23 protein-coding genes and 1 pseudogene are annotated in these 23,426 nt (G+C 35.2%); 23 read left to right on the top strand and 1 reads right to left on the bottom strand.

What is annotated here, in order from left to right; translation table 11 throughout:
* From BLW74_RS11685 to BLW74_RS11610, 19 genes and pseudogenes are all read left to right on the top strand, one after another.
* A partial coding sequence (locus BLW74_RS11685; protein ID WP_139265734.1) for an RHS repeat domain-containing protein occupies positions 1 to 1,056 on the top strand: 1,056 nt, incomplete at its 5' end.
* Entirely contained in the window at positions 1,049 to 1,360 is a 312-nt protein-coding gene (locus BLW74_RS11680; RefSeq protein WP_139265733.1) for a hypothetical protein, read from the top strand. The genes BLW74_RS11685 and BLW74_RS11680, both read left to right, overlap by 8 nt.
* 271 nt (positions 1,361 to 1,631) lie before the next feature.
* On the top strand, positions 1,632 to 2,693 hold the full coding sequence (locus tag BLW74_RS22825; RefSeq protein WP_317041034.1) for an RHS repeat domain-containing protein: 1,062 nt from the start codon (positions 1,632 to 1,634) through the stop codon (positions 2,691 to 2,693).
* Positions 2,694 to 3,005: 312 nt separating this feature from the next.
* Positions 3,006 to 3,542, top strand: a pseudogene (locus tag BLW74_RS22870) (RHS repeat-associated core domain-containing protein); the annotation flags it as partial.
* 332 nt (positions 3,543 to 3,874) lie between these two features.
* Positions 3,875 to 4,006 (top strand): hypothetical protein, encoded by a 132-nt coding sequence (locus BLW74_RS22795; RefSeq protein ID WP_262487320.1) that lies wholly within the window; start codon positions 3,875 to 3,877, stop codon positions 4,004 to 4,006.
* A 182-nt stretch (positions 4,007 to 4,188) separates the two neighbouring features.
* Positions 4,189 to 4,356, top strand: coding sequence for a hypothetical protein (locus tag BLW74_RS22445; protein ID WP_002984669.1), 168 nt, complete (start codon positions 4,189 to 4,191; stop codon positions 4,354 to 4,356).
* 2 nt (positions 4,357 to 4,358) lie between these two features.
* Positions 4,359 to 4,844 (top strand): hypothetical protein, encoded by a 486-nt coding sequence (locus BLW74_RS11665; protein ID WP_089692563.1) that lies wholly within the window; start codon positions 4,359 to 4,361, stop codon positions 4,842 to 4,844.
* Positions 4,845 to 5,234: 390 nt separating this feature from the next.
* Positions 5,235 to 5,588 carry a hypothetical protein gene (locus BLW74_RS11660; protein WP_089692562.1) on the top strand — a complete coding sequence of 118 codons (354 nt, stop codon included), beginning with the start codon at positions 5,235 to 5,237 and terminating at the stop codon, positions 5,586 to 5,588.
* A 12-nt stretch (positions 5,589 to 5,600) separates the two neighbouring features.
* Entirely contained in the window at positions 5,601 to 6,062 is a 462-nt protein-coding gene (locus tag BLW74_RS11655; RefSeq protein ID WP_089692561.1) for a hypothetical protein, read from the top strand.
* Between the two features lie 311 nt (positions 6,063 to 6,373).
* Complete coding sequence (locus tag BLW74_RS22865; RefSeq protein WP_394331227.1) at positions 6,374 to 7,108, top strand: RHS repeat-associated core domain-containing protein; 735 nt, start codon at positions 6,374 to 6,376, stop codon at positions 7,106 to 7,108.
* Between the two features lie 19 nt (positions 7,109 to 7,127).
* Positions 7,128 to 7,367: a hypothetical protein gene (locus tag BLW74_RS11645; protein ID WP_139265731.1), complete on the top strand. Its 240-nt coding sequence runs from the start codon at positions 7,128 to 7,130 to the stop codon at positions 7,365 to 7,367.
* A 1-nt stretch (position 7,368) separates the two neighbouring features.
* Positions 7,369 to 7,872 (top strand): hypothetical protein, encoded by a 504-nt coding sequence (locus BLW74_RS11640; RefSeq protein WP_089692559.1) that lies wholly within the window; start codon positions 7,369 to 7,371, stop codon positions 7,870 to 7,872.
* A 264-nt stretch (positions 7,873 to 8,136) separates the two neighbouring features.
* Complete coding sequence (locus BLW74_RS22440; RefSeq protein ID WP_167358414.1) at positions 8,137 to 8,280, top strand: bacteriocin-like protein; 144 nt, start codon at positions 8,137 to 8,139, stop codon at positions 8,278 to 8,280.
* 377 nt (positions 8,281 to 8,657) lie between these two features.
* Positions 8,658 to 10,085 carry an adenylosuccinate lyase gene (gene purB, locus BLW74_RS11635; RefSeq protein WP_076597264.1) on the top strand — a complete coding sequence of 476 codons (1,428 nt, stop codon included), beginning with the start codon at positions 8,658 to 8,660 and terminating at the stop codon, positions 10,083 to 10,085.
* Positions 10,086 to 10,134: 49 nt separating this feature from the next.
* Positions 10,135 to 11,106, top strand: coding sequence for a WG repeat-containing protein (locus BLW74_RS11630; RefSeq protein ID WP_089692558.1), 972 nt, complete (start codon positions 10,135 to 10,137; stop codon positions 11,104 to 11,106).
* Between the two features lie 175 nt (positions 11,107 to 11,281).
* Positions 11,282 to 14,977, top strand: a complete 3,696-nt coding sequence (locus BLW74_RS11625) for a phosphoribosylformylglycinamidine synthase (RefSeq protein ID WP_089692557.1) — start codon at positions 11,282 to 11,284, stop codon at positions 14,975 to 14,977.
* Positions 14,958 to 15,371 (top strand): barstar family protein, encoded by a 414-nt coding sequence (locus BLW74_RS11620; RefSeq protein WP_089692556.1) that lies wholly within the window; start codon positions 14,958 to 14,960, stop codon positions 15,369 to 15,371. The genes BLW74_RS11625 and BLW74_RS11620 overlap by 20 nt, the downstream gene beginning before the upstream one ends.
* Positions 15,372 to 15,765: 394 nt before the next feature.
* Entirely contained in the window at positions 15,766 to 16,395 is a 630-nt protein-coding gene (locus tag BLW74_RS11615; RefSeq protein WP_089692555.1) for an SGNH/GDSL hydrolase family protein, read from the top strand.
* Complete coding sequence (locus BLW74_RS11610) at positions 16,395 to 16,727, top strand: gamma-glutamylcyclotransferase family protein (RefSeq protein ID WP_089692554.1); 333 nt, start codon at positions 16,395 to 16,397, stop codon at positions 16,725 to 16,727. The genes BLW74_RS11615 and BLW74_RS11610 overlap by 1 nt, the downstream gene beginning before the upstream one ends.
* A gap of 273 nt (positions 16,728 to 17,000) precedes the next feature.
* Here BLW74_RS11610 and BLW74_RS11605 read toward each other — a convergent pair whose 3' ends face one another.
* Positions 17,001 to 17,387, bottom strand: coding sequence for a diacylglycerol kinase family protein (locus BLW74_RS11605; RefSeq protein ID WP_089692553.1), 387 nt, complete (start codon positions 17,385 to 17,387; stop codon positions 17,001 to 17,003).
* A 184-nt stretch (positions 17,388 to 17,571) separates the two neighbouring features.
* Between BLW74_RS11605 and dnaN the strand changes: the two genes are divergently transcribed.
* The 4 genes from dnaN to pheT all read left to right on the top strand — a co-directional run bounded on the left by dnaN (position 17,572) and on the right by pheT (position 23,198).
* Positions 17,572 to 18,702 (top strand): DNA polymerase III subunit beta, encoded by a 1,131-nt coding sequence (gene dnaN / locus BLW74_RS11600; RefSeq protein WP_034699704.1) that lies wholly within the window; start codon positions 17,572 to 17,574, stop codon positions 18,700 to 18,702.
* Positions 18,703 to 19,078: 376 nt separating this feature from the next.
* Positions 19,079 to 19,909 carry an AraC family transcriptional regulator gene (locus BLW74_RS11595; protein WP_089692552.1) on the top strand — a complete coding sequence of 277 codons (831 nt, stop codon included), beginning with the start codon at positions 19,079 to 19,081 and terminating at the stop codon, positions 19,907 to 19,909.
* Between the two features lie 62 nt (positions 19,910 to 19,971).
* Positions 19,972 to 20,589 (top strand): DUF417 family protein, encoded by a 618-nt coding sequence (locus BLW74_RS11590; protein WP_089692551.1) that lies wholly within the window; start codon positions 19,972 to 19,974, stop codon positions 20,587 to 20,589.
* 206 nt (positions 20,590 to 20,795) lie between these two features.
* Positions 20,796 to 23,198 (top strand): phenylalanine--tRNA ligase subunit beta, encoded by a 2,403-nt coding sequence (pheT, locus tag BLW74_RS11585; protein WP_089692550.1) that lies wholly within the window; start codon positions 20,796 to 20,798, stop codon positions 23,196 to 23,198.
* The last annotated feature ends 228 nt before the right edge of the window (positions 23,199 to 23,426 follow it).

Genomic DNA, 23,426 nt, shown 5'->3' with positions numbered 1-23,426 from the left:
TTTAATGTTGAAACCGGAAAGTATGTTTATAACTATATTGATCATTTAGGAAACATCAGATTAAGTTATGCTAAGAACGGTGCAGGAACAGAGATTATTGAAGAGAGTAATTATTATCCTTTTGGATTGAAGCATGAGGGATATAATGTTTTATTAGGGAATTCTGCATATAAATACAAGTATAATGGTAAGGAGCTTCAGGAAAGTGGAATGTATGATTATGGTTGGAGGCAATACATGCCAGATATAGGTCGTTGGATGCAAACTGATCCATTAATAAAAGATCATGATTTTACATTTAACCCTAGCGAAATTGATGAAGATGATGAAGATGAAGTAAACCGTACAATAGAGACTACACTTGGAAATGGAGGAGGTATTTTTAATCCAGATAATCTTAATCCCTTCAGCTATGGATATAATAATCCAATTAAATTTGATGATCCTGATGGAAGATGTCCTACATGTATTGTTGGAGCACTAGTTGGAGCCGCTACAGAATATGGATTGCAGGTAGCTGCTAACTATCTCGATCCTGAAGTCAAAAATAAATGGACAGATAATATTTCGCTTTCATCAATTGCTTTATCCGCTGCTGAAGGAGCATTAACACAGGGGGGGAGTGCTCTTAGAAAAGCGGCAGTAAAGACAACAGTAATGATAGCAAAAAATACTGTAGAAATAAATACAACAAAAGGTGCTAAAGTGGAGACAAATTTTCGGAATGTCGCTAAAAATACGCTTATAGATGCAGCTGCTGGAGGTATTACTAAGAAAGTTGGAGGATTAGCTAAAACTGCAAAATTAGAAAAAATAGATAAATTGGCTAATAAGGTTAATTTGAATAGTAACGCTAAAGCTAAAAGTTTTGTTCAAAAAATAACAGGACTTAGCTCTAGAAAATCAAATATTATATCAAAAAAGCTTGATATAAAATCGGTTTCCAAACAGCTAAGTAATGGGGTTAAAAATTTTAGCAATAAAACTGTTGAAAATTCTACTAATGCAGCAACAAAAAATAAAGTAGATAAAGTAAAAGATATAACAAATGAATAAGAAAAATTTTTTTTTAATTCTAATATTACTATTTATCATTTTTCTTAATAGAAATGTTTTGATATACAGACCTTTAATGGGAATTATTCCTTTAAAGCAGACTAAAGGGTTGATTATAGATGAAAAAGAATCCCAAAGAAGGGGTTTTATAACAGGAGCATTTAATTACTATTATGAGTTTTCTGTCGAAGATAAGAAGTACTCTAATCCCAGTTATGATGATAGTTATAAAATCGGTGATACAGTTTTAGTAGAATATAGTGAAAACTTTCCTTTTATAAACAAAATAAAAAATGGAGAGTAGAAAGAAGATTTGTAATTCACCCGCTGCGCAAAGTCTCCAGACTTTGAGTTTATAAATAAACTTACCAATAAATAGCAACCCTTGCAAATAGGACAAGGGTTGTTTATAAAGAAGGTTCTATTAATTATTTTATCCAATATAATTATCTAAATTTACCCGAAACTCCAAAGTAACGGATTATATTTACAGAGCAGATGGAGTAAAAGTAAAAAAGATCTTTGACACAAAAACTACAGATTATCTGGATGGTTTTCAGTATGAAAACTCTACATTGAAATTCTTCCCAACTTCAGAAGGATATTTTAATGTTGAAACCGGTAAGTATGTGTACAATTATACGGACCATCTTGGAAATGTTAGGTTAAGTTATGCTAAAAGTGGAGCGGGAACAGAGATCATTGAAGAAAGTAATTACTATCCTTTTGGATTGAAGCATGAGGGATATAATATTTTATTAGGGAATTCTGCATATAAATACAAGTATAATTGTAAGGAGCTTCAGGAAAGTGGTATGTATGATTATGGAGCGAGATTTTATATGCCGGATTTAGGAAAATTTGGATTATTAGATAGATTTAGTGAAAAGTTTCCACTTGGTTCGGTCTATAGCTATGCTTCAAACAATCCAATTTTATTTATTGAGAAAAACGGAGATTATGCAGTATCTGTTCATTATGATATAACATATAAACAAATGTTGAGATTAGGATATTCGAAAAGTAGAGCCGATTTAGTTGCTCATTACTCAAGTACATATGCGGATCATCCTACTAAAAATGTGCAATTTTGGGACGGGGCTCTTCATTTTAAAAATGGAAATCCTACTGCTTATAGATCGGGTATGGGAATAAATTATGATATAACAAGTAAATCTCAAGACGAATCTAATAGTAAATGGCATTCCATGATGAGTGACCAAGAGGCTGAGGATGGTATGACTGAATATCAAGCAATGTCAAGAGGATTGAGTTTTGGATGGGATAATATATTTACCTATGCAAATTCATCTGATGATTCAAAAATTGGAAATTTAGGACAAGGTCTACATGCTCTACAAGATGCAATAGCGCATAAAGGAGTAAAGACACACGATCATTTAGGAATTAATATTTCATCAGCCAAAGAAATAGCTAATGATATGTATGGCTCAGTACAAGAGGCAGGACTTCTTACTAAATCTGCTCTTATAGTTGTAGACGTTATTAGAGGAAAAAAAGTAGATTTTAAAAAAGGAGAAACTCTAGATTTTCGTGGTATATCTAAAGACCAGTTTAAGCAGTTCGTTCAAGCTTTATTAAAAAGTGGGTTTCAAGGAACAGTAAAATATCAATAAATGAAAATTATACTAAACATATTGCGAGCCATTTGTATTATTTCTTTTTTAATTTTTGTCTTTTTTTTATTAATGGCATTAGCAAGCAGTCACAAAATTCCTTTTCAAACATATCTTGCAATAGTAATTGTAATTCTAATTTCTATAGTCCTATATCTTTATTTGGGTTATATTAAAAAGAAAAGATTAAGAAGATAATCCCCGCTGTGCAAAGTCTCCAGACTTTGAGCTTATAAAATAAACTTACCAATAAATAACAACCCTTGCAAATATGGCAAGGGTTGTTTACAAAGAAGGTTCTATTAATTATTTTCTATCCAATATACTTATCTAAATTTACCTAAAAAAGTTACCCAAAATGCTAAAGTAACTGATTATATTTACAGAACAGACGGTGTAAAAGTAAAAAAGGTCTTTGAAACAAAAACTACAGATTATCTGGATGGTTTCCAGTATACAGATTCGGTATTAAAGTTCTTCCCAACAGCAGAAGGATATTTTAATGTTGAAACCGGAAAGTATGTGTATAACTATACTGATCATTTAGGAAATGTCAGATTAAGCTACACTAAAAATGGAGCAGGAGCAGAGATCATTGAAGAAAGTAATTATTATCCTTTTGGATTGAAACATGAAGTATATAATACTTTGTTAGGAAATCTAGCCTATAACTATAAATATAACGGTAAGGAACTCCAGGAGAATGGCATGTATGATTACGGAGCAAGGATGTATATGCCGGATCTTGGAAGATGGGATGTAATGGATGCCATGTCTGAGAAATACAGAAGACACAGCCCTTATAATTATGCTGTAAACAATCCTGTTATGGTTATTGATCCGGATGGGAATGATGTTGTAAGTGTAAACGGAGGAATGATGGCAACAGGTGGCGATGCAGGATTTGCCTATAGTGCATATGTAGCAACAATGTCTACAAGTTCTGAAACTTCAGGTAATTATTTTACACAGCTTAACTTTGATCAGTTCATGAATGGTGATGATGATAACCCACCAGGTAACAAGTTGAGCAGATTCAGAATGAGAACTGCCAATTGGGTTCAGGAAAATATTAGAGGTCCCTTATCTGGTTGGTTTGATACCCATACAAGAAATGCTTTTGTTTGGACGCAGAAGGACAGGCAAGAATGGATGATCTCAGAGGCCAAATGACAGGTTATATGCGCAGTAATGTAGGAGGAGGTATTAGATGGGGTGCTGAACATGGACTGATAGGTTCTGGAATGGGTACAGGTCACGTAGGTGCATTTGAAATAAATGTAGATTTAATGGGGGAAAGTATTCTAAATTAAAGAATTATATAAATTTTGATACAGCTGCTGAAAAAGGAATTAAAGATTATGTAAGAAATTTTGGAAAATATTTCTCTAAAGGTTCGGTAGATAATATTGTAGCGAATAATCCACAAGCTGCATTCTTAAATGATGTTCATTCATCTTTAGCAAATGGTGGTCGAATTACAGTTAGAGGTACGATGTCAAATAAATTTTTTAATTCTATTTGGAATGGAAAAGCGGATGGCTTAAGTGCATATAAAGTTTTAAGTAAAACGGAAGATGTTGTTAATAATGGATATTTAAGATCAAATGGAACACCTATTAATGGTAAGATTAATCAAATCATTCTTAAAAAAATAAGATAAATATGTTTGAAAATTTAATACACAATGAAAATATAGATGAGATTCACACTTCAGATGCATATTTTGGTAAAGTTTTATTAAATGGTGAAAATTTATTGATTCCCTATATAAATTTGGGGATTTCGAATCATGAATTAAACGAAAGTAATAATCTTAAATTCATAGATTATTGTTATTTCGTTGCCATAGATTTTTCTTTTCTTAAAATTAATGATAATATTATTCTTGATAATTTAAAAAATAAATATAATCCTTTAGAGTCTAGTTATCTAGGGGGATATGATATGCTTGGAAACCAAAATGTATTTGATATTGAAGTACAAGCCAATAAAAGATTTATACAATTAGTTAAGAATTACAAAATTGATGAACAAATATGGACACCTTTAAAAGAACTTTCATTTCCAATAAATTTAGACATAGATACATTAAATGATTTTGTAAATAACAAAAAATTGCCTGAAAATTTAATGATATTGTTTAAATAAAAATATGAGTTTGACAATAGCCCCCGCTGGTGTGAGCGTCTCGCTCGAGCCAATAAATAGAATAAACCACAACTCTTGCATATTTGCAGGGGTTGTTTATAAAGAAGGTTCTATTAATTATTTTCTATCCAGTATAATTATCTAAATTTACCAGGAAAAATTACCCAAAACTCCAAAGTATTATATTTACAGAGCAGATGGAGTAAAAGTAAAAAAGATTTTCGGTACAGAAACAACCGATTATCTGGATGGTTTCCAGTATGAAAACTCTATATTGAAATTCTTCACAACTGCAGAAGGATATTTTAATGTTGAGACTGGAAAATATGTGTACAACTATACGGATCATCTTGGAAATATAAGACTCGAACTGATAATAGGATCAGGAGATTGAGCTCACGAGTTGAAAAGACAGCATCTGATATTTATGCTTCTGGAAGTGCACCATCGGCAGTGGTGGGAGCAGAACTAAATGGACAAACAGTGATTGGAATTAGTGCCGACGCTCCGACTGAAATTGCACCAAAATTACAAGATGTAGTGGAAATGCTAGGTGGGGCTGGAACAAGAAATATCAATAAAACATCAGTAGCATGTTGTGCAGAATTTCATGTTGGGAATGAATTGCTACTAAAAAATCCACAGGCCTTTTCATCGCAAATTAATTTTACAAATGCAATACGACCTAGAACAGGAAAAGTTGTTCAAATGTGTGGTAATTGCAAAGCAACTTTTGGAAAATAAATATTTTTTTTTATGTGTACAGAAATAGAGCAACAAGCATTAGACATCGATTGGTTTTTTACAGATGGTAAATATATTGGTTTTGTTGCATCTGGTGGAGGGAAACTGCCTGAAACGGTTGCCAATTCATCAGTAAACAATGAAAAATTAGTATCATATTTTAGAGGGTTATCCAAAACATCTGATGCTATAGTTAATCCTTCATTAGAAGATTTATTAACTAAGATATTTGGAAGTGGCGTTGATGAAAGATATTTAAGAGACTTTATTTATTTTACTCAAAGAGGTCTCTATTCTTTTGATAAGACTTACTTAAATGATTTCATAGATAATCAGTATCATTTGGTTGCTACTCCGATAAAACCCTTAGAAATAAGTGATTTACCTTCGGATATTTTAGATCTTTTGATACAAATCAAAATTGAAGACACTATACATTTGATAAGCGATTTGGATACTAGTAAAATAATATAACCAAATATTCCCCCGCTGCGCAAAGTCTCTAGACTTTGAGCTTATAAATAAACCTACCAATAAATAAAAACCCTTGCAAATATGTCAAGGGTTGTTTATAAATAAGGTTCTATTAATTATTTTATATCTAATATAATTATCTAAATTTACTAGGAAAAATTACCCAAAACTCCAAAGTAACCGATAATATTTACAGAGCAGGATGGAGTAAAAATGAAAAAGGTCTTTGACACAAAAACTACAGATTATCTGGATGGTTTCCAATATGAAAACTCTACATTGAAATTCTTCCCAACCTCAGAAGGGAATAAGTGTACAATTACACCGATCATCTTGGAAATGTTAGGCTAAGCTATGCTAAAAGTGGAGCAGGAACAGAGATTATTGAAGAGAGTAATTATTATCCTTTTGGATTGAAGCATGAAGGATATAATGTTTTGTCGGGAAATCCGGCATATAACTACAAGTACAATGGTAAGGAGCTTCAGGAAACAGGAATGTATGATTATGGAGCTAGATTCTATATGCCGGATACAGGGCGTTTTGGAACAGTAGATCCAAGAAGTCAATATACTCATGAAGCTTATAGTTATGTTTGGAATAATCCAATAATGTTTACAGACCCAACAGGAGAAAGTGGAGAGATGCTAGACTGGATTAAAGATGGGAATGGTGGCTATAAATGGGATCCAAATGTTACAGGTCCAGGAAATACACCTGATGGTTGGACATATGTAGGAAAAACAGGAAGTTACAGGATAGATGGAGCTACTGTACAACTTTTAGATAACGGATTAAAATTTACAGATCTTGATGATATTGCGGTTAGTGGTTCACAATATAAACCTGTATTAGCAGCAGCAACATATACTGCTTCAGAAGGTATAGGATTGTTCCTCTTCTTAGCAGTTGCTACAAAGATTGTTATTGATGATCTTTTTAGCAGACCTCTTCCAACTCTTCAAGGAATACAGATTGATCCCATGATGCATTCTCCTCAGACACTGAACTCTGATGCTGAATCTGATAAAGATGTTAACGGATAGGATGTTCCAAAAGAACAGAATGAAGATGGAAATAAAAAACCTAGAAAAACGGAAAGAATGCAGGCAAAAAAAAATAAGTCTTCTTCTGATTCGGAATATGGAGGTGGTGCAGAGCATACAAGTAATGCAAGAGGTTCATCAAAGAATGTGCATGAAAAAGGGAGGTCTCGAAATTCAAAAGATAAAGGAGGTGAAAAAGCGGATTCTCGGAGATATAGAACACAGGATTCGAAAAAAAGAAAATAATTATAATCATTAATATGAGAGAGTTTATAAATAGAGTTGTTTCAATTACTTTAAGAAATAAAACATATTTTCAAGGTGTATTAATTAATTTATCTGATGATTGGTGCTATTTAAAATATATTCCTGTTGACTATATAGTAGATGGTTTTGTTTTAATAAATCGAAGATATATAGCAAATATTGAAATGACAGATGATGACATATTCACAGAGAATATACTAAAGTTAAAAGGAATAATTTCTGAAAAAAATGTGAAGTTAGACATTAATAATAATGTGAATCTATTATTAGATTTACGATCTAAAATAGAAATTATTAAAATAGAACTAAAAGATCATCATAAAGCTTACATAGGTAAAATTAATATTATCAGAGAACATTCAGTTAAAATTCATCTATTTAGCCCCAATGCTACTTGGTTAGAGTTAGAGACATTCCTATATAAAGAAATACGGGCAATTTATTTTGACGATGATTATATTAATTCTTTAAAATTAATATTACCTTCTATCATTTAACCCCGCTTGCGCGAGCGTCTCGCTCGTGTCCACAAATAACGAAACCTCCGCAACAGCGGAGGTTTTGATTTATTTTGTCTTAAGAAGCTCTATTGATATATATAATGATCATCAAAAGTTAATAAACAATTGTCTTTGTAAATTGTATAAAATGAACGGGTTATGTTTTTTTTTGTATTCCAAAAATCTGTATATTAGTACTACCAAATTAAAGCGTAATCCGAAAAGCATACAGAGTAGGAGAAAAATCAAAAAAATAGAACTATGAAAAACCTAAGAAAACTTTCAAAAAGAGAATTGAAAAAAGTTCAGGGAGGGATCCCAATGTGTCTTGCAGGGTACTTCTGGTGCTCACTGGAAAGAAAATGTATCCCTATTGGATCACCATGCGGACTTATTATCGATTAACCAATTAAAAAATAGTAAAAACAGGCTGTCTCAGAAATGGACAGCTTTTTTATGTGCTCTCACCAATTGACCTAGGAATTAGCAGCGTTAAGAAAATTTGCATGGAATCCGTTAAAGAATTTCCACTGTCTGAGCATGGGACTTGTTCAGAACCGAAGCAGAACCGGATGATCCATGCGGGTTTGGAAATTTTAGGATTCCAATCAAATTTTTAGCGGATGATTCCCGTCTTGAACTTTTGTATACTTTTGCTTCAAGGTAAAAGTATAAATGAAACTATAAAAATCATCAAAATATAGTTGAAAAATCATCAGAACAGGATTTTCATCTCTCACTGAAAATCCGTATTTTTGTGCATCTAAAAAGTAAAAGAACGAATGAATTCCTACAAAAATCCATTGGAAGAACGCTACTCCAGTGAAGAAATGTTATTTAACTTCTCACACAATAACAAATTCCAGAATTGGAGAAAGCTTTGGATAGCTCTTGCTGAGATTGAAAAAGACCTTGGTCTTGATATCACAGACGAGCAGATTGCAGAATTAAAAGCAAATGCTGAAAATATTGATTATGTAAAAGCAGCAGAGTACGAGAAAAAATTCCGTCATGACGTAATGGCTCACGTTCACGCATATGGTGATGTGGCGCCTTCGGCAAAAGGGATTATCCACCTTGGAGCAACTTCAGCTTTTGTAGGAGACAATACAGATTTAATTCAAATCCGTGACGGACTTTTAATATTAAAGAAAAAGTTGGTAAACGTGATGAAAAATCTTTCGGATTTTGCAATTCAGTATAAAGACCTTCCAACTTTAGGATTCACCCACTTCCAGCCGGCTCAGTTGACAACCGTAGGAAAAAGAGCAACACTTTGGTTACAGAGTCTGGTTCTTGACATCGAAGAATTGGATTTCTTCCTTGAAACCCTTCGTTTCAGAGGAGTAAAAGGAACTACAGGAACTGCTGCCAGCTTCCTTGAGCTTTTCAACGGAGATTATTCTAAAGTAAAACACTTAGATAAGGAACTTTCAAAAAGATTCGGTTTCGAAAAAGTGTTCGGAGTTTCCGGACAGACTTATGATAGAAAAATTGATGCAAAAGTTGTGGCTTTATTAGGAAATATTGCACAATCTGCACACAAATTCACAAACGATTTGCGTTTACTTCAAAACCTTAAGGAAATTGAAGAGCCATTCGAGAAAAACCAGATTGGTTCGTCGGCAATGGCCTACAAGCGTAACCCGATGAGAAGTGAAAGAATCGGAGCATTGGCAAAATATGTAATGTCTCTTACAACAAGTTCCGCAATGGTAGCTTCCACACAATGGTTTGAAAGAACGTTGGATGACTCTGCAAACAAAAGATTAACCATTCCTCAGGCGTTTTTAGCTGTTGATGCTATTCTATTAATCTGGAATAACATTATGAACGGAATCGTTGTTTATCCAAACAGAATCAACAAACATATAATGGAAGAGCTTCCTTTCATGGCTACAGAATATATCATCATGGAAGAAGTGAAAGCTGGTGGTGACCGTCAGGAAATTCACGAAGTAATCAGAGTTCATTCTATGGAAGCTTCCAAGAAAGTGAAAGAAGAAGGAAAAGAAAACGATCTTATCGAAAGAATCTTAAACGATGATTCTTTAAAATTAGACAAATCAAAACTGAAAGAAGTTTTAGATCCTAAGAACTTTATTGGTTTTGCACCTATTCAGACGGAGGAATTCATCAAAAATGAAGTACAGCCGATTATAGACCAAAACAAAGACTTAATAGGATTGGAAGCTGATCTTAAAGTATAAAACAATATGCAGTCTTTTCGGCTGCATATTTTATTTCCCGCTCCATTATATGAAAAAACTACTGGTAACCGCTTTATTGATTCCAATTATTTCTTTTTCTCAGAGTAAGGAGGAGCTGCATTATTTTAAATCCAAAGATTCTTTAGTTGGAGTAAAAGATAAAGCCGGAAAAATAATTGTTCCTGCAGAATTCAAAGTCTTCTCATACCTTAAAGATGGAGATCCGGTAGAAGGAGCAACCATTCTTTTTGATGGCAGTAAAGAAGGTGAAAAAACAGAGAAAAATGCATGGGGATATGTGTATGACAAAAATGGAAAATTTCTGTACCAGCCTTTCCTTTATGACAATGGAGCAGATTACTTCTCCGAAGGTTTAAGAAGACTGGTTAAAAATGGTAAAGTAGGATTTGCAGACCGAAATGGAAAAATTGTCATTGAAGCTGAGCATGATTTTGCATTCCCCTTCAATTACGGTTATGCCGCATTTTGTGATGGCTGCGACTGGGAAAAAACAAATGACGAGCACAGATCCATTGTAGGAGGAAAATGGGGAGTGATGGATGTCAAAGGGCAGACTGTTCAGCCACTCGCAAAACCTAATAAAGAGGATGTTGAAATAAACGGGAAATATTATCCTAACCCATTTCAATATAATGAAAAAGAGAAAAATATCCTTCAGTTTTTTCAAAAGCAGAAGAAAAAACTTTCAGATCTTTATTATGTAAATTTTTATGAAAAATTATCTGAAAAGGAAAAGAATCTGTTTTTTGAAATCGTAGAGAGGCCAAAAGAAAATTTTCCGTATTATCAGGTGAATACTTATAATGACAGAAAGAAAGATTTGGATATGCTTTACCGCTTCAAGTTCCTGGTTTCAGAAGATGGCAAAACATTTTATGCCATTGAGGATTTTAATGAAAAGAAGATTCCTTTTGAACAGTGGCTTCAGGAAGAAATAAAAAATGCAGAAGACTTTCAGAAAGAGCATCCGGATAACCCCAATAAGTTTATAAACAAATAAGATAAAATTGGAAATTTCATTGTTCAATAGTAAAGAAGATAGAACTTATTCCTTTAAATTTGTACAGAATAAAGATAGGAAGTAAATTTCCAAAACATCAGGATTTAAAGAATGAAACTTTAAGTTCAATAAAGTAAAAAGAAAAATAAATCTAATATTAAAAATCTGACATCTAATGTCTAATAACAAAAGAATTTTCGTAGAAAAAAGAGGAATTTTCGATGTTGAAAGTCCAAAAATTTTTGATGAAGTAAAAGCGGTGGTTCCGGCAGTTCAAAGTGTAAAAGTATACAATGTGTACGATATTTTTAACCTGAATGACGGAGAATTTGAAAAAGTAGTAAACAATACTTTCGTAGACCCTGTTACTGATATTTTGCATACAGAAAACCCTGCAAAAACTATTCATTTCGGAATGGAATTTTTACCAGGCCAGTATGATCAGAGAGCAGATTCTGCGCAGCAGTGTATCGCGTTGCTGACTGAAAATGAAAAGTCAAAAGTAAGAAGTGGGAAATTAATTGAATTTGAAGGAGTTTCCGAAACAGATTTGGTGAAAATCAAAGACCTTCTGATCAACAAAGTGGAATCTCAGGAAAAAGACCTGTCAATTCTGGATATTCCAGCTGAAGAAACACCGTCAAAAGTAATCATCCACGAAAATTTTATCAATTTTAATGATACAGAACTTGAAAGTTTTTACAACAATCATGGTTTTGCATTAGGTTTGGATGACCTGAAATTCATTCAGGAATATTTCAAAACTGAAGAAAGAAATCCTACGGAAACAGAACTAAAAGTATTAGACACCTATTGGAGTGACCACTGCCGCCACACCACTTTCGAAACACAGTTGTCAGACATTCAGTTTGAAGGTCAGTTCAAACACACATTGGAAACGATTTTCAATGATTATATCGAAAAAAGAAAATTCTTAGGCCGTGAGCTGAAGCCCATTTCATTAATGGATCTGGCTACAGTGTGCGGAAAATATTTCCACAAAACAGGCAATCTGGATAACCTTGTTATTTCTGATGAAATCAATGCCTGTACCATCCAGATCGAAGCAGAATACGACGGTAAAAAAGAACCCTGGTATTTATTATTCAAAAACGAAACGCACAACCACCCAACAGAAATTGAACCTTTTGGAGGAGCATCCACTTGTTTGGGAGGAGCTATCAGAGACCCATTATCCGGAAGATCTTTCGTTTTTCAGGCGATGAGATTAACGGGTGCTGCAGACGTTTTGGAATCTGTTGACAAAACATTACCAGGCAAATTACCCCAGAAAACCATTACAAAGCAGGCTGCCAACGGATATTCATCTTACGGTAACCAGATTGGTCTTGCCACTACGATGGTTTCTGAAATCTATGATGAAGGCTATAAAGCCAAAAGAATGGAGGTTGGTTTCGTTACCGGAGCTGTTCCTGTAGATTGGGTAAGACGTGAGAAACCGGAAAACGGTGATTCAATCATTATCTTAGGGGGAGCAACAGGCCGGGACGGAGTAGGAGGAGCAAGCGGAAGCTCAAAAGAACAGGACGAAACCTCTATCCACACCATGAGCTCTGAAGTTCAGAAAGGAAATGCCGTAGAAGAACGTAAAATTCAGAGACTGTTCAGAAATCCTGAAGTAACGAAGCTGATCAAAAAATCAAATGACTTCGGAGCAGGCGGAGTTTCTGTAGCCATTGGTGAAATTGCAGACTCTTTGGAAGTAAACCTTGATGTATTACCATTAAAATATGAAGGATTAAACGGAACCGAGCTGGCTATTTCTGAATCGCAGGAAAGAATGGCGGTGGTAGTAGATCCTCAGGATAAAGAAAAATTCATCAGATTCTGTGAAGCTGAAAACATTGTTGCTGTGGAAGTAGCAAAAGTGACAGATTCAGGAAGAATGCAGATGTTCTGGAAAGGAGATAAAATTGTTGACCTTTCAAGAGCTTTCTTAGATACCAACGGATGTTCAAAATCTCAGGAAGTGAAAATCACTCACCTTGAAGAAGTAAAAGAAGAAACAAAAGCGTTCACAGAAGAAAACTTCCTGAACATCTTAAAAGATAAAAATGTAGCTTCCCAGAAAGGATTGCTTGAAATGTTTGACTCTTCAATCGGTGCGACTACGGTTGCAATGCCTTTAGGAGGAAAATATCAGCAGACCCTGATGGAAGGAAGTGTGCAGACCCTGCCAGTTTTAGGAGCAAAAGATATTAAAACAGTTTCTCTGGCAAGCTGGGGATTCGATGCTGAAATTTCAAAACAAAACTCACTATTAGGATCATCGTATGCCGTAGTAGAGAGCGTTGCGAAAATTGTAGCAATGGGAGGTGATTATAAAAATATCAGACTGAGCTTTCAGGAATATTTCGAAAAATTGGGACAGAACCCTGAAAAATGGGGAAAACCTTTGGCTTCACTTTTAGGGGCTTACGACGCTCAGATCAATTTGGGTCTTGCAGCCATCGGTGGGAAAGATTCTATGAGCGGAACGTATCAGGATCTGAACGTCCCTCCAACCCTAATTTCTTTTGCATGTGCTAACGGAGACAAAGAAAATATCATTTCTCCTGAATTGAAAAGCGCCGGAAACAGATTATATTTCTTCAATCATACCGCTCAGGAAAGCGGACTTCCAAACTATAATGCTCTAAAAGAAGTTTTTGAATTCATTTTTGAAAACATCAAAGCAGGAAAAATTGTGTCTGTGAAAACAGTGAAAGAAGGAGGTCTTGCAGTAGCGTTAGCAAAAATGAGCTTCGGAAACAGATTAGGAGCAGAGATCAATGCTGATGAAAATGTATTATTAGCGAAAAATATCGGAAGCTTAGTTATCGAGGCGAAAGAAGAATTAAGCACAGCTGCCCTTCAGTTGATCGGAGAAGTAAAAGACTCTGGAACCTTAAAAATTAACGGTATTGAATCAGACATTACAGACCTTGTAGCGGCCAATACTAATACATTTGAAAATCTTTTCCCGACTGTAGAAAAAGAAAAGATCACGGTTGAAATTGATGCAAAACATAACTCGGTCAACCCAAGAAATATCGTCATTAAAAAACACGGAATCGCACAGCCGAAAGTATTTGCTCCGGTATTCCCGGGAACCAACTGTGAATATGACACGCTGAATGCATTCCAGAAAGAAGGTGCTGTAGTAAGCAGCTTGCCTTTAATCAATATCAATCACCAGTTACTCGATGAAAGCATTGATGCATGGGTGGAAGAGATCAGAACATCTCAGATCCTGGCATTCTCAGGAGGTTTCTCTGCAGGTGATGAGCCGGATGGTTCTGCAAAGTTCATTGTAAACGTTCTGAAAAACGAGAAAATGAAAAATGCAGTTCACGAATTATTAGACAGAGACGGAATGATTATCGGAATCTGCAACGGATTCCAGGCGCTGGTGAAATCGGGACTTTTACCTTACGGAAGAATCAAAGATCTGGATGAGAATTCTCCAACATTAGCTCACAACGCCATCAGAAGACACATCTCCCAAATGGTAACAGTGCAGGTAGTAAATGACGAAAGCCCTTGGTTAAAAGGAATGAAAGGACAGACTTTCACTATTCCGATTTCCCACGGTGAAGGACGTTTCATGGCTTCAGAAGATGAAATCAGGAAATTATATGAAAACGGACAGATTGCCACTCAATACATTGATCTTGATGGAAACATTGCCCACGGAATGCCATTCAACCCGAATAACTCATTATTCGGAATCGAAGGAATTACCAGCCCATGTGGAAAGATCTATGGAAGAATGGGACACCCGGAACGATTTGCTGAAGGTCTCATGAAGAATATACCAACCGCGAATTATCACAACATATTCAAAAACGGTGTTGAATACTTCAAATAACAATACAAGAAAAGTGATCGTCATTCATGGCGGTCATTTTTCGTCTTTAGGAGGTTTCTACGAAGAAGCTTCCAGCGTTCTGATGAAGAATACAGACTGGAAAGTAGGAACATTGGATGGATTTAATGACATTCTTTATGGTGGTTTTGGAATCATTGAAGGAAAAGAAGAATTTGAGATCATCTGGAAAGAATCACAGAAGTCAAAAGAAGACTTAGGTTTTAAAGCTACCCGCGAATTCTACGAAAATAAAATCAGACAGGGAAAACCTTTTAACATAGAATTAATTCAGCAAAAATTAGATGAATTAACCGATGGAAAAGGACAGACACTTTTTGAAATTCTGGTGGAAATTATAGAATCACATCCAAATATTACGCTGAGACTGGAATGATGAGTAAGGAGTAATGTATAATGAGCGGAAATTTTGTAGTGTTGGCATTTCCAGCTAGCTTCATCAAATCAACCTGGTGATTCCTTCTTTGCTTACTTTGATCAATATGCTGCCAATAAGACCTATGCGTTAAAAAAGAGAAAATATTATTAACCATGAATAATATAGATTCTAAGGAAAGTTAAGATCCAAAAAACCTTAATGGTTCAAATAATTTAGGTTATATCCGCTTCATCAAATTAACTTGTTGATTCATCTTAGCTCCCTTAAAAATAGTACAAAAAAATAATAAAACTTTGCGTTAAAACTTTCCATAAATTCAGCTATTTTATATTCCTTAAACAATTTTTTCTTAATACTTTTACTTAATCAAAACAGGAAATAACAAAACTGAATGAAGAAAATTATTTACGGGCTGTTCTTCGGTGACAGCATTACTTACGGAGAATATGACGGCGTTTTCGGCGGTTGGGTAGATATTCTGAAAAGATATGCCCTGCAGAAATTTCATGAAGGAAATGGAGATGAGCTCATTCTGTTCAATCTGGGCATAGGAGGAGAAACTACAGAAGGATTACTGAAAAGAATGCCGCACGAATTAAATGCAAGAAATTCCGCAGACGGAAATATTGTTTTCTTAAGTTACGGAGCCAATGATCTTGCTGTAAAAGATGGAGTACAGATCGTAAATCCTGAGAAATTCAGGAATAATATGAAAGAAGCTGTTAAACAGGCAAAACGGTTTTCCAGCGAGATTTATCTTGTAAGCATTCTTCCTTTCTCTCAAAAGATAGATGGAGTAGTGGTAAGCTCCGGGAAGAAGAGAGTTAATGAAGATGTAGTGAACTATAATGAGATTCTGAAAAATATAGCAGCGGAAGATGCACTGGGATATATTGATTTTTATTCTGCATTTTTAGAAGATAAAGAAGTTTTATTATCTGCAGACGGCGTACATCCCAATGAAAAAGGTTATGGAATGATGGCCGAAATTGCAATCCCAATCATTGAAAAATATGTATAATGCTTAGACTATTTTCTTATGGAACCCTTCAGAAAGAACAGGTTCAAATGGAAACTTTCGGAAGACTTTTACAAGGTGAAAAAGACATTTTATCAGGTTACAAATTAAGTATGCTTGAAATTACAGATCCGGAAGTACTGCGTAAAAGCGGTCAGAAATACCATCCTGTACTGAAATTCTCAGGAAATAATGATGATCAGGTAGAAGGAGTACTTTTTGAAGTAACAGAAGCAGAAATCCTTCAGGCTGACGAATATGAAGTAGATGATTACAAAAGAATTGAAACTGTTTTTAAATCCGGAAAGAAAGGGTTTATCTATGTCGGAAAATAGTCATTGCAAGCCAGGCGAAGCAATCTCACTATCTCAGATAAAATATCAACGGTCTCATTGTCATTTCAGGCAAAGCAAGGAATCTACTATAATTGGTTTATTAAACATACTGAAACTCCTACGAAGTGACAAAATTAGTTGATATTTTCATCGCTGTAAAATAAAAAATAAAATATTTCTAGCCTTCCAAAACTTTTGAACTGAAGACGTGACATTCCCCTCCTCTGGAGGGGTGGCGAAAATTCAAAGAATTTTTGACGGGGTGGTCTGATCCTACAAAAACAAGAGTTTTACGGTCTCCATAAACCTTACCACATATTTCCCATACACCAGAATCCCAACAATTACCGCTGCAATCACCGTCAGCACAACTGCACCTGCAGCAATATCTTTGATAAAGCCAATTCTTTTATCAAAATCAGGCTGTACAATGTCGCAGATCTTTTCAACAGCAGTATTGAAAATTTCCGCACTTAAAACGGCAAAGGAAGCCATAAGAACCAACGCTGCATCGCTGTAATGTAATCTGAAGTAAAAAATAAAGAAGAGATTGATCAAAAATGCAAGAAGCTCAATCTGGAAATTTCTTTCCGCTTTTATCATCATGAAAACACCACGGAAAGCATTGAGAAAACTTTTATGGATAGGAGGTTTCTGCATGATTTACAAACTTTTTTCGCAAATATAGGTTTTGTAATTGATAAAAAAATGAATCTTTGCAGAAATCAAAGCATAATGTCAAGGCTCAAAACAAATTAAGGATATTTGTGAAAAACTCCTCGATATTATTCTTTTCTTTGTTGTATCTATTTATTATATTTGTAGAAACTTATTTTATAAATCTATGAAATTTATTATTTCAAGTGGTGAACTGCAGAAGGCTTTGCAAACTGTAAGTGGCGTAATATCAAGCTCTCAATCGAGACCGATTTTAGAAAACTATCTTTTTGAATTAGACGGAAATAATGTTACCATTACAGCATCTGACGGCGAGACAACTCTTGTTACTTCCCTGGAAGTGAAGTCTGATGACACAGGTAAATTTGCTGTTCCTGCTAAAATTTTTCAGGATTTTATCAAGACCTATGGTGAACAGCCTTTGACATTTGTTGTAAAAGACAATGCCGAGGGTACCGGAAGCCAGCTTGAGATTTTAGATGAAAAAGATAATTTCGCAGTAGCATTAGATAATGCTGATGACTATCCGGAGTTACCGGAATTCGATGCTTCGCAAAGCGTAACGATGCCGGCAGGAGTATTGTCTGAAGCTTTGACAAACACGCTTTTTGCTACAAGTAACGACTCCCTTCGTCCGGTAATGACAGGCGTTCTTTTCCAGTTTGGAGAAAATGAAACCAATTTCGTTTCCACAGACTCCCACAGATTGGTGGTGTACAAAAGAGCAGATCTTATGAATGCTGAACCAATGGAGTTTATCATGCCTAAAAAGCCCCTGAACATTTTTAAAAATATCCTGGCAAGTTCCAATGAAGACGTTACCATCGACTTCAATGAGAATATGGCTAAGTTTACTTTTGGTAAGCATATCTGGATCTGTAGACTGATTGACGGGAAATATCCGAATTATACAGCGGTAATCCCAAAAGAAAATCCAAATGTATTGACAATCAACAGGAATCTGTTATTAGGAGCGATCAAAAGAGCTTCGATCATGTCTAATAAATCGACCAATCAGGTAAGATTTAAGCTTTCCGGAAATATTCTTCACCTTCATGCAGAAGATACTGAATATGCAAACAAAGCAGACATGCAGATCCCTTGTGATTATAACGGAGAAGATATCAATATCGGATTCAGTTCTAAATTCTTAACAGAAATGCTGACAATTCTTGGATCTGACGATATCACTATGAAAATGTCTCAGCCTAACAGACCGGGAATCATTGAACCACTTGACGGTCTTGAAGAAAATGAAAATATCTTAATGTTATCAATGCCGGTTATCGGATTGTAATAGTAAAATAACAAATAATATAAAGCCGGAATTTTCCGGCTTTTTTGTAATTCTACCATCCGACCCACAGTTGTAAATATCTGAAATCGACTTAGGAATCAGGAGCGTTAAGAAAAATTTTAATGTGATCCGTCAAAAAATTTCCGTTGTCTGAGCATGGAGGAAATTTAGAACCGAAGAACAGCCAAATGATCCATGCGAGTTTGGAAATTTTAGGAGTCATTCAAATTTTTAGCGGATGATTCCCGTCTTGAACTTTTGTATACTTTTGCTTCAAGGCAAAAGTATAATAAGAGAAAGGTGTATTCAAAAGAACATTAAATAAATAGTATTATTTGTGATCATTAGCGTCATTCTTGTTTAAAAATAGCTAATCATGAAAATAAAAATCCAGTCTTATCCTACCTCAGGTTTTCCATCAGAATTCACTACAGAAAACTACAGTGTGATTCTTTGGAAAGGGTCTGGTATTTTCTCTGTGGATGATATTAATTATTCTTACAACGGGTATAATATTCTGTTTCTTTCTCCCTGTCAGAAGGCGAAACTGGTTTCGGAAACGGAGGAAAATATGTATGTACTTTTATTTCATGGAGATTATTATTGTATCGAATATCATAAAGAGGAAGTTGCCTGCAACGGACTTCTCTTCAATAATATTTATCTGAATCCGGGAGTTGAGCTTTCGGAAGAGAACTACCACTATATATTGGAGCTCTTTAATCATATTCAAAAAGAAGAATCTGAGAAACATCCGTTCTCGGAATCGATTATCAAAACTTATATCCAGCTTATTCTGGCCATTGGAAGCAAGCAGAAAAGCAGTATTGAAAACAGTGTGGTTTCTCATGAGAAACTTCCCAATAAAAATGCAGCTGAATTTCAGAAACTGCTGGAATCTCATTTTAAAAAAGAAAAAGAACTGTCATTTTACAGCGATAAACTGAGCATCGCTAATAATACATTAAGCAAAGCGGTAAAGAAGGAATTTGCCAAAACACCTACTCAGCTTATCAATGAAAGAATTATCCTGGAAGCGAAAAAGCTGTTGCATTTAACCTACAGATCGGTAAAGGAGATTGCTTCTGAACTTGGATTTGCGGACGAATTTTACTTCAGCAGGTATTTCAAAAAATCCGTTGGTTGCTCTCCTAAAAATTACAGAGAAAAAGTTGGGATATCCGTAGTGGCGAAAATGTCCATGTAATGTCCTTAAATATCTATGTTGGCACTGTAGGCATGTGAATACCTTTGAAAAAAATAAATCACATGAAAAACAACAGACTTTACCAACAGCTCTTACAATTGGATGCTTACTTTTTTAATTTTCTCAGAATTTCAATTTTCATTGTTATGGCCTGGATCGGCGGCTTGAAGGCATTTCAGTATGAAGCCGACGGAATAGTCCCTTTCGTAGCGAACAGCCCGCTGATGAGCTTCTTCTACAAAAATGCTGATCACACAGTACGTAACGAAGATAAAAAGCTGGTCGCGGAATACACGCTGTACAAAAATCCGGAAGGAAAAGTTATTCAGAAAAACATCGGCTGGCAAAAAGAAAACGGGACTTATACCTTTGCCTATGGCCTGGGAGCAATGATTGTTGCAATAGGGCTTTTAACCCTCTCGGGAATCTGGCTTCCTAAAACGGGAGCTTTAGGAGGTGCTTTAACTTTTTTAATGTCACTGGTTACCCTGTCATTTCTGATCACCACTCCGGAAGTATATGTACCCAATCTGGGCGGGGATTATGCCACCCCTCAATATGGGTTTCCCTATTTATCGGGAGCAGGGAGATTAGTCCTGAAAGATATTATCATGATGGCCGGAGGGCTGGTGTTATTTTCGGATAGCCTTAAGAAAGTATTGAGATCATCCGGTCAGTAGATTTTCTGATCTGACGCATAAGATTAACGAAAATTTATTATCTTAAAGTGGCTTCTAAATTTCTCTATTTCTCAAAAAAACACGACATTTGTAGCTCGAAAAACTGCACCGGAATACGGCGTAAGATTTCAAATAAAAGTTTCAAATGAGAGCAGATGAAACCTTTGGACTCATCAGACGAATTAAATAAGTAGATAGATAAACAAATGAAAATATCAAACAACTGGCTGAAAGACTTTGTAAAAACGGAATCAAAAACTGAAAGAATCGGTGAATTCCTTACAGATATTGGTCTTGAGGTTGAAGGGATAGATAAATTTGAAAGTGTAAGAGGCAGCCTGGAAGGAATTGTTGTAGGTAAAGTGCTTACCTGCGAAAAACATCCTAATGCTGACAAACTGAAGAAGACAACTGTAGACGTAGGAAACGGAAAAGTACTGAACATTGTTTGCGGTGCTCCTAATGTAGAAGCAGGACAAACCGTTCCTGTAGCCGTTGTCGGAACTAAAATCTATGACAAAACCGGAAACTTTTTTGAAATCAAAGAAGCAAAAATCAGGGGAGAGGTTTCCCAGGGAATGATCTGTGCTGAAGATGAACTTGGTCTTAGCGATGATCATGGAGGTATTATGGTGCTGGATGAAGCCCAATATGAAGTAGGAAAAAACTTTGCAGATTATTTTGAGCTTACTACTGACGAAGTATTTGAAATAGGGTTAACACCAAACAGAACAGACGCGATGTCTCACTATGGTGTTGCCAGAGATTTACACGCCTATCTTTCTACCAATCAATTGAAGTCACAATTTAATAAAGTGGCTTCTGAGGCATTGAATGGTGAGGGAACTCATGATTTCAAACTGGAAATTGAAGACGCAGAATTGTGTCCGAGATATATCGGAGCTGTGATTGAAAACGTAAAAGTAGCAGAATCACCTTCATGGTTAAAAGACAGATTAAAAGCGATCGGATTAAGCCCGATTAACAACGTTGTAGATATTACCAATTATATTCTTCACGGATACGGACAGCCGCTTCACGCATTTGATGCCGATAAAATTGCAGATAAAAAAGTAAAAGTAGGAGTCGTAAAACCGGGAACGAAATTTACTACCTTAGATGGTGTGGAAAGAACATTGAATGGTTCTGAAATCATGATCAAAGACGGTAAAGATAACCCAATGTGTATTGCCGGAGTATTCGGTGGTGAGAAATCCGGGGTATCTGATACAACTAAAACGATATTCCTTGAAAGTGCTTATTTCAATCCGATTGCGGTAAGAAAAGGAGCTAAAGCGCATAGCCTGAATACTGATGCATCTTTCAGATTTGAGAGGGGAGTAGACCCGAACCTTACCAGAACAGCAATCACCCACGCTATTAAAATGATTCAGGAAATTGCAGAAGGAAAATTAGCAGGAGAGTTACTGGAAGAATATCCTAAAAAAATAGAAGATAACTATGTGATCCTAAGATTCTCTAAAATTGAGCAGATTTTAGGAACAAAAATTCACAGAGAAAAAGTAAAAGAAATCTTAAAAGCACTGGAGATTCAGGTTTTGAATGAAATTCCTAATGGTTTTGAAATTTCAGTTCCTGCCTACAGAGCAGATGTAACAAGAGAAATTGACGTAATTGAAGAGATCTTAAGAATCTACGGATATAATAAGATTGACGCTCCACAAAAGATTTCGTTTACACCTGTTAAGCTAAGCGCCAACGATCAGGATGAGCTGGAAAACAGCTGGGCAAGAACTTTACAGGGACTTGGTTTCAATGAAGTAATGAACAATTCTTTAACTTCTGTAAAAGATGAAACAGATGCCGTAAAACTATTGAACCCTTTAAGCGGTGATCTTGCTTTCATGAGAAAGTCTCTATTGGAAGGACTTCTTCAGAACACCGTATACAATATCAACAGAAAAAACCAGGACATCAAATTCTTCGAACTAGGAAAAATTTATCACAAAAAAGATAAATATGAAGAAAGAAAACAACTGGCATTATTGGTTTCAGGAAGAGATGTCGCAGAAAACTGGCTTCAGCCGAAATCTGCAGTAAGTTTCTATAATCTTAAAGCATATGTAAAAGTTTTATTGGAAAGACTTGCAGTAGATTATAAAGAAGTTGCGCTATCTGACGAAAGATTTTCTGATGCACTGGCATACGAGGCTGAAGGTAAAACTTTAGTAAGAATAGGAAAAGTAGCGCCTGCTTTGTTAAAAGAATTTGATATCGATCAGGAATGCTTCTATGCAGAAATTGAACTGGAATATGCTCAGGAACTGCGTTCTAAAAATGAATTGAAATTCAAGGACATTCCGAAATTCAACAAAATCAGACGAGACTTGGCTTTATTGATTGATAAAACGGTAAACTATCAGGATTTATATCAGACTGCTAAGAAAAACAAATCGCCATTCATTAAGAATATCAATCTGTTTGATGTGTATGAGGGTAAAAATCTTCCTGAAGGTAAAAAGTCTTACGCAATGAGCTTCGAGCTGTTGAATGAAGAAAAGACGCTGGAAGAAAAAGAGATTACAGAAGTAATGGATTCTCTGATTAAATCTTTCCAGAAAGAATTCAACGCAGAGTTGAGATCTTAATAGTTGAAAAATATATTTCACAATAAAAAGGAACGGACTTGAAAAAGTCCGTTTTTTGTTTTTAAAGGTTTTAATAAAAATATATTAATATGTTTCGGCTAAAGCCCAATGAGTTTTTGTTGATAGAAAAAGGGCTCCCTTCGATTAAGCTCAGGATTATAGCCCGTTCCTATTGAATTGCATTATTGATATTAGTGAAAATATTAGTGTCATTAGTGTTTAAAATGG

The sequence above is a fragment of the Chryseobacterium culicis genome, assembly GCF_900108365.1.
GTDB classification, from domain to species: Bacteria; Bacteroidota; Bacteroidia; order Flavobacteriales; family Weeksellaceae; genus Chryseobacterium; species Chryseobacterium culicis.
The sequence above is the reverse complement of the archived record's forward strand: the minus strand, read 5'-3'. Positions and strand labels throughout refer to the sequence as shown.

Excerpts from the sequence above, each read along its gene's own strand:
- BLW74_RS11680 (WP_139265733.1), top strand. The coding sequence starts at position 1,049 with ATGAATAAGAAAAATTTTTTTTTAATTCTAATATTACTATTTATCATT.
- BLW74_RS22795 (WP_262487320.1), top strand. The coding sequence starts at position 3,875 with ATGCGCAGTAATGTAGGAGGAGGTATTAGATGGGGTGCTGAACATGGA.
- BLW74_RS22445 (WP_002984669.1), top strand. The coding sequence starts at position 4,189 with ATGTCAAATAAATTTTTTAATTCTATTTGGAATGGAAAAGCGGATGGC.
- BLW74_RS11665 (WP_089692563.1), top strand. The coding sequence starts at position 4,359 with ATGTTTGAAAATTTAATACACAATGAAAATATAGATGAGATTCACACT.
- BLW74_RS11655 (WP_089692561.1), top strand. The coding sequence starts at position 5,601 with ATGTGTACAGAAATAGAGCAACAAGCATTAGACATCGATTGGTTTTTT.
- BLW74_RS11645 (WP_139265731.1), top strand. The coding sequence starts at position 7,128 with ATGAAGATGGAAATAAAAAACCTAGAAAAACGGAAAGAATGCAGGCAA.
- BLW74_RS11640 (WP_089692559.1), top strand. The coding sequence starts at position 7,369 with ATGAGAGAGTTTATAAATAGAGTTGTTTCAATTACTTTAAGAAATAAA.
- BLW74_RS22440 (WP_167358414.1), top strand. The coding sequence starts at position 8,137 with ATGAAAAACCTAAGAAAACTTTCAAAAAGAGAATTGAAAAAAGTTCAG.
- purB (WP_076597264.1), top strand. The coding sequence starts at position 8,658 with ATGAATTCCTACAAAAATCCATTGGAAGAACGCTACTCCAGTGAAGAA.
- BLW74_RS11630 (WP_089692558.1), top strand. The coding sequence starts at position 10,135 with ATGAAAAAACTACTGGTAACCGCTTTATTGATTCCAATTATTTCTTTT.
- BLW74_RS11625 (WP_089692557.1), top strand. The coding sequence starts at position 11,282 with ATGTCTAATAACAAAAGAATTTTCGTAGAAAAAAGAGGAATTTTCGAT.
- BLW74_RS11615 (WP_089692555.1), top strand. The coding sequence starts at position 15,766 with ATGAAGAAAATTATTTACGGGCTGTTCTTCGGTGACAGCATTACTTAC.
- BLW74_RS11610 (WP_089692554.1), top strand. The coding sequence starts at position 16,395 with ATGCTTAGACTATTTTCTTATGGAACCCTTCAGAAAGAACAGGTTCAA.
- BLW74_RS11605 (WP_089692553.1), bottom strand. The coding sequence starts at position 17,387 with ATGCAGAAACCTCCTATCCATAAAAGTTTTCTCAATGCTTTCCGTGGT.
- dnaN (WP_034699704.1), top strand. The coding sequence starts at position 17,572 with ATGAAATTTATTATTTCAAGTGGTGAACTGCAGAAGGCTTTGCAAACT.
- BLW74_RS11595 (WP_089692552.1), top strand. The coding sequence starts at position 19,079 with ATGAAAATAAAAATCCAGTCTTATCCTACCTCAGGTTTTCCATCAGAA.
- BLW74_RS11590 (WP_089692551.1), top strand. The coding sequence starts at position 19,972 with ATGAAAAACAACAGACTTTACCAACAGCTCTTACAATTGGATGCTTAC.
- pheT (WP_089692550.1), top strand. The coding sequence starts at position 20,796 with ATGAAAATATCAAACAACTGGCTGAAAGACTTTGTAAAAACGGAATCA.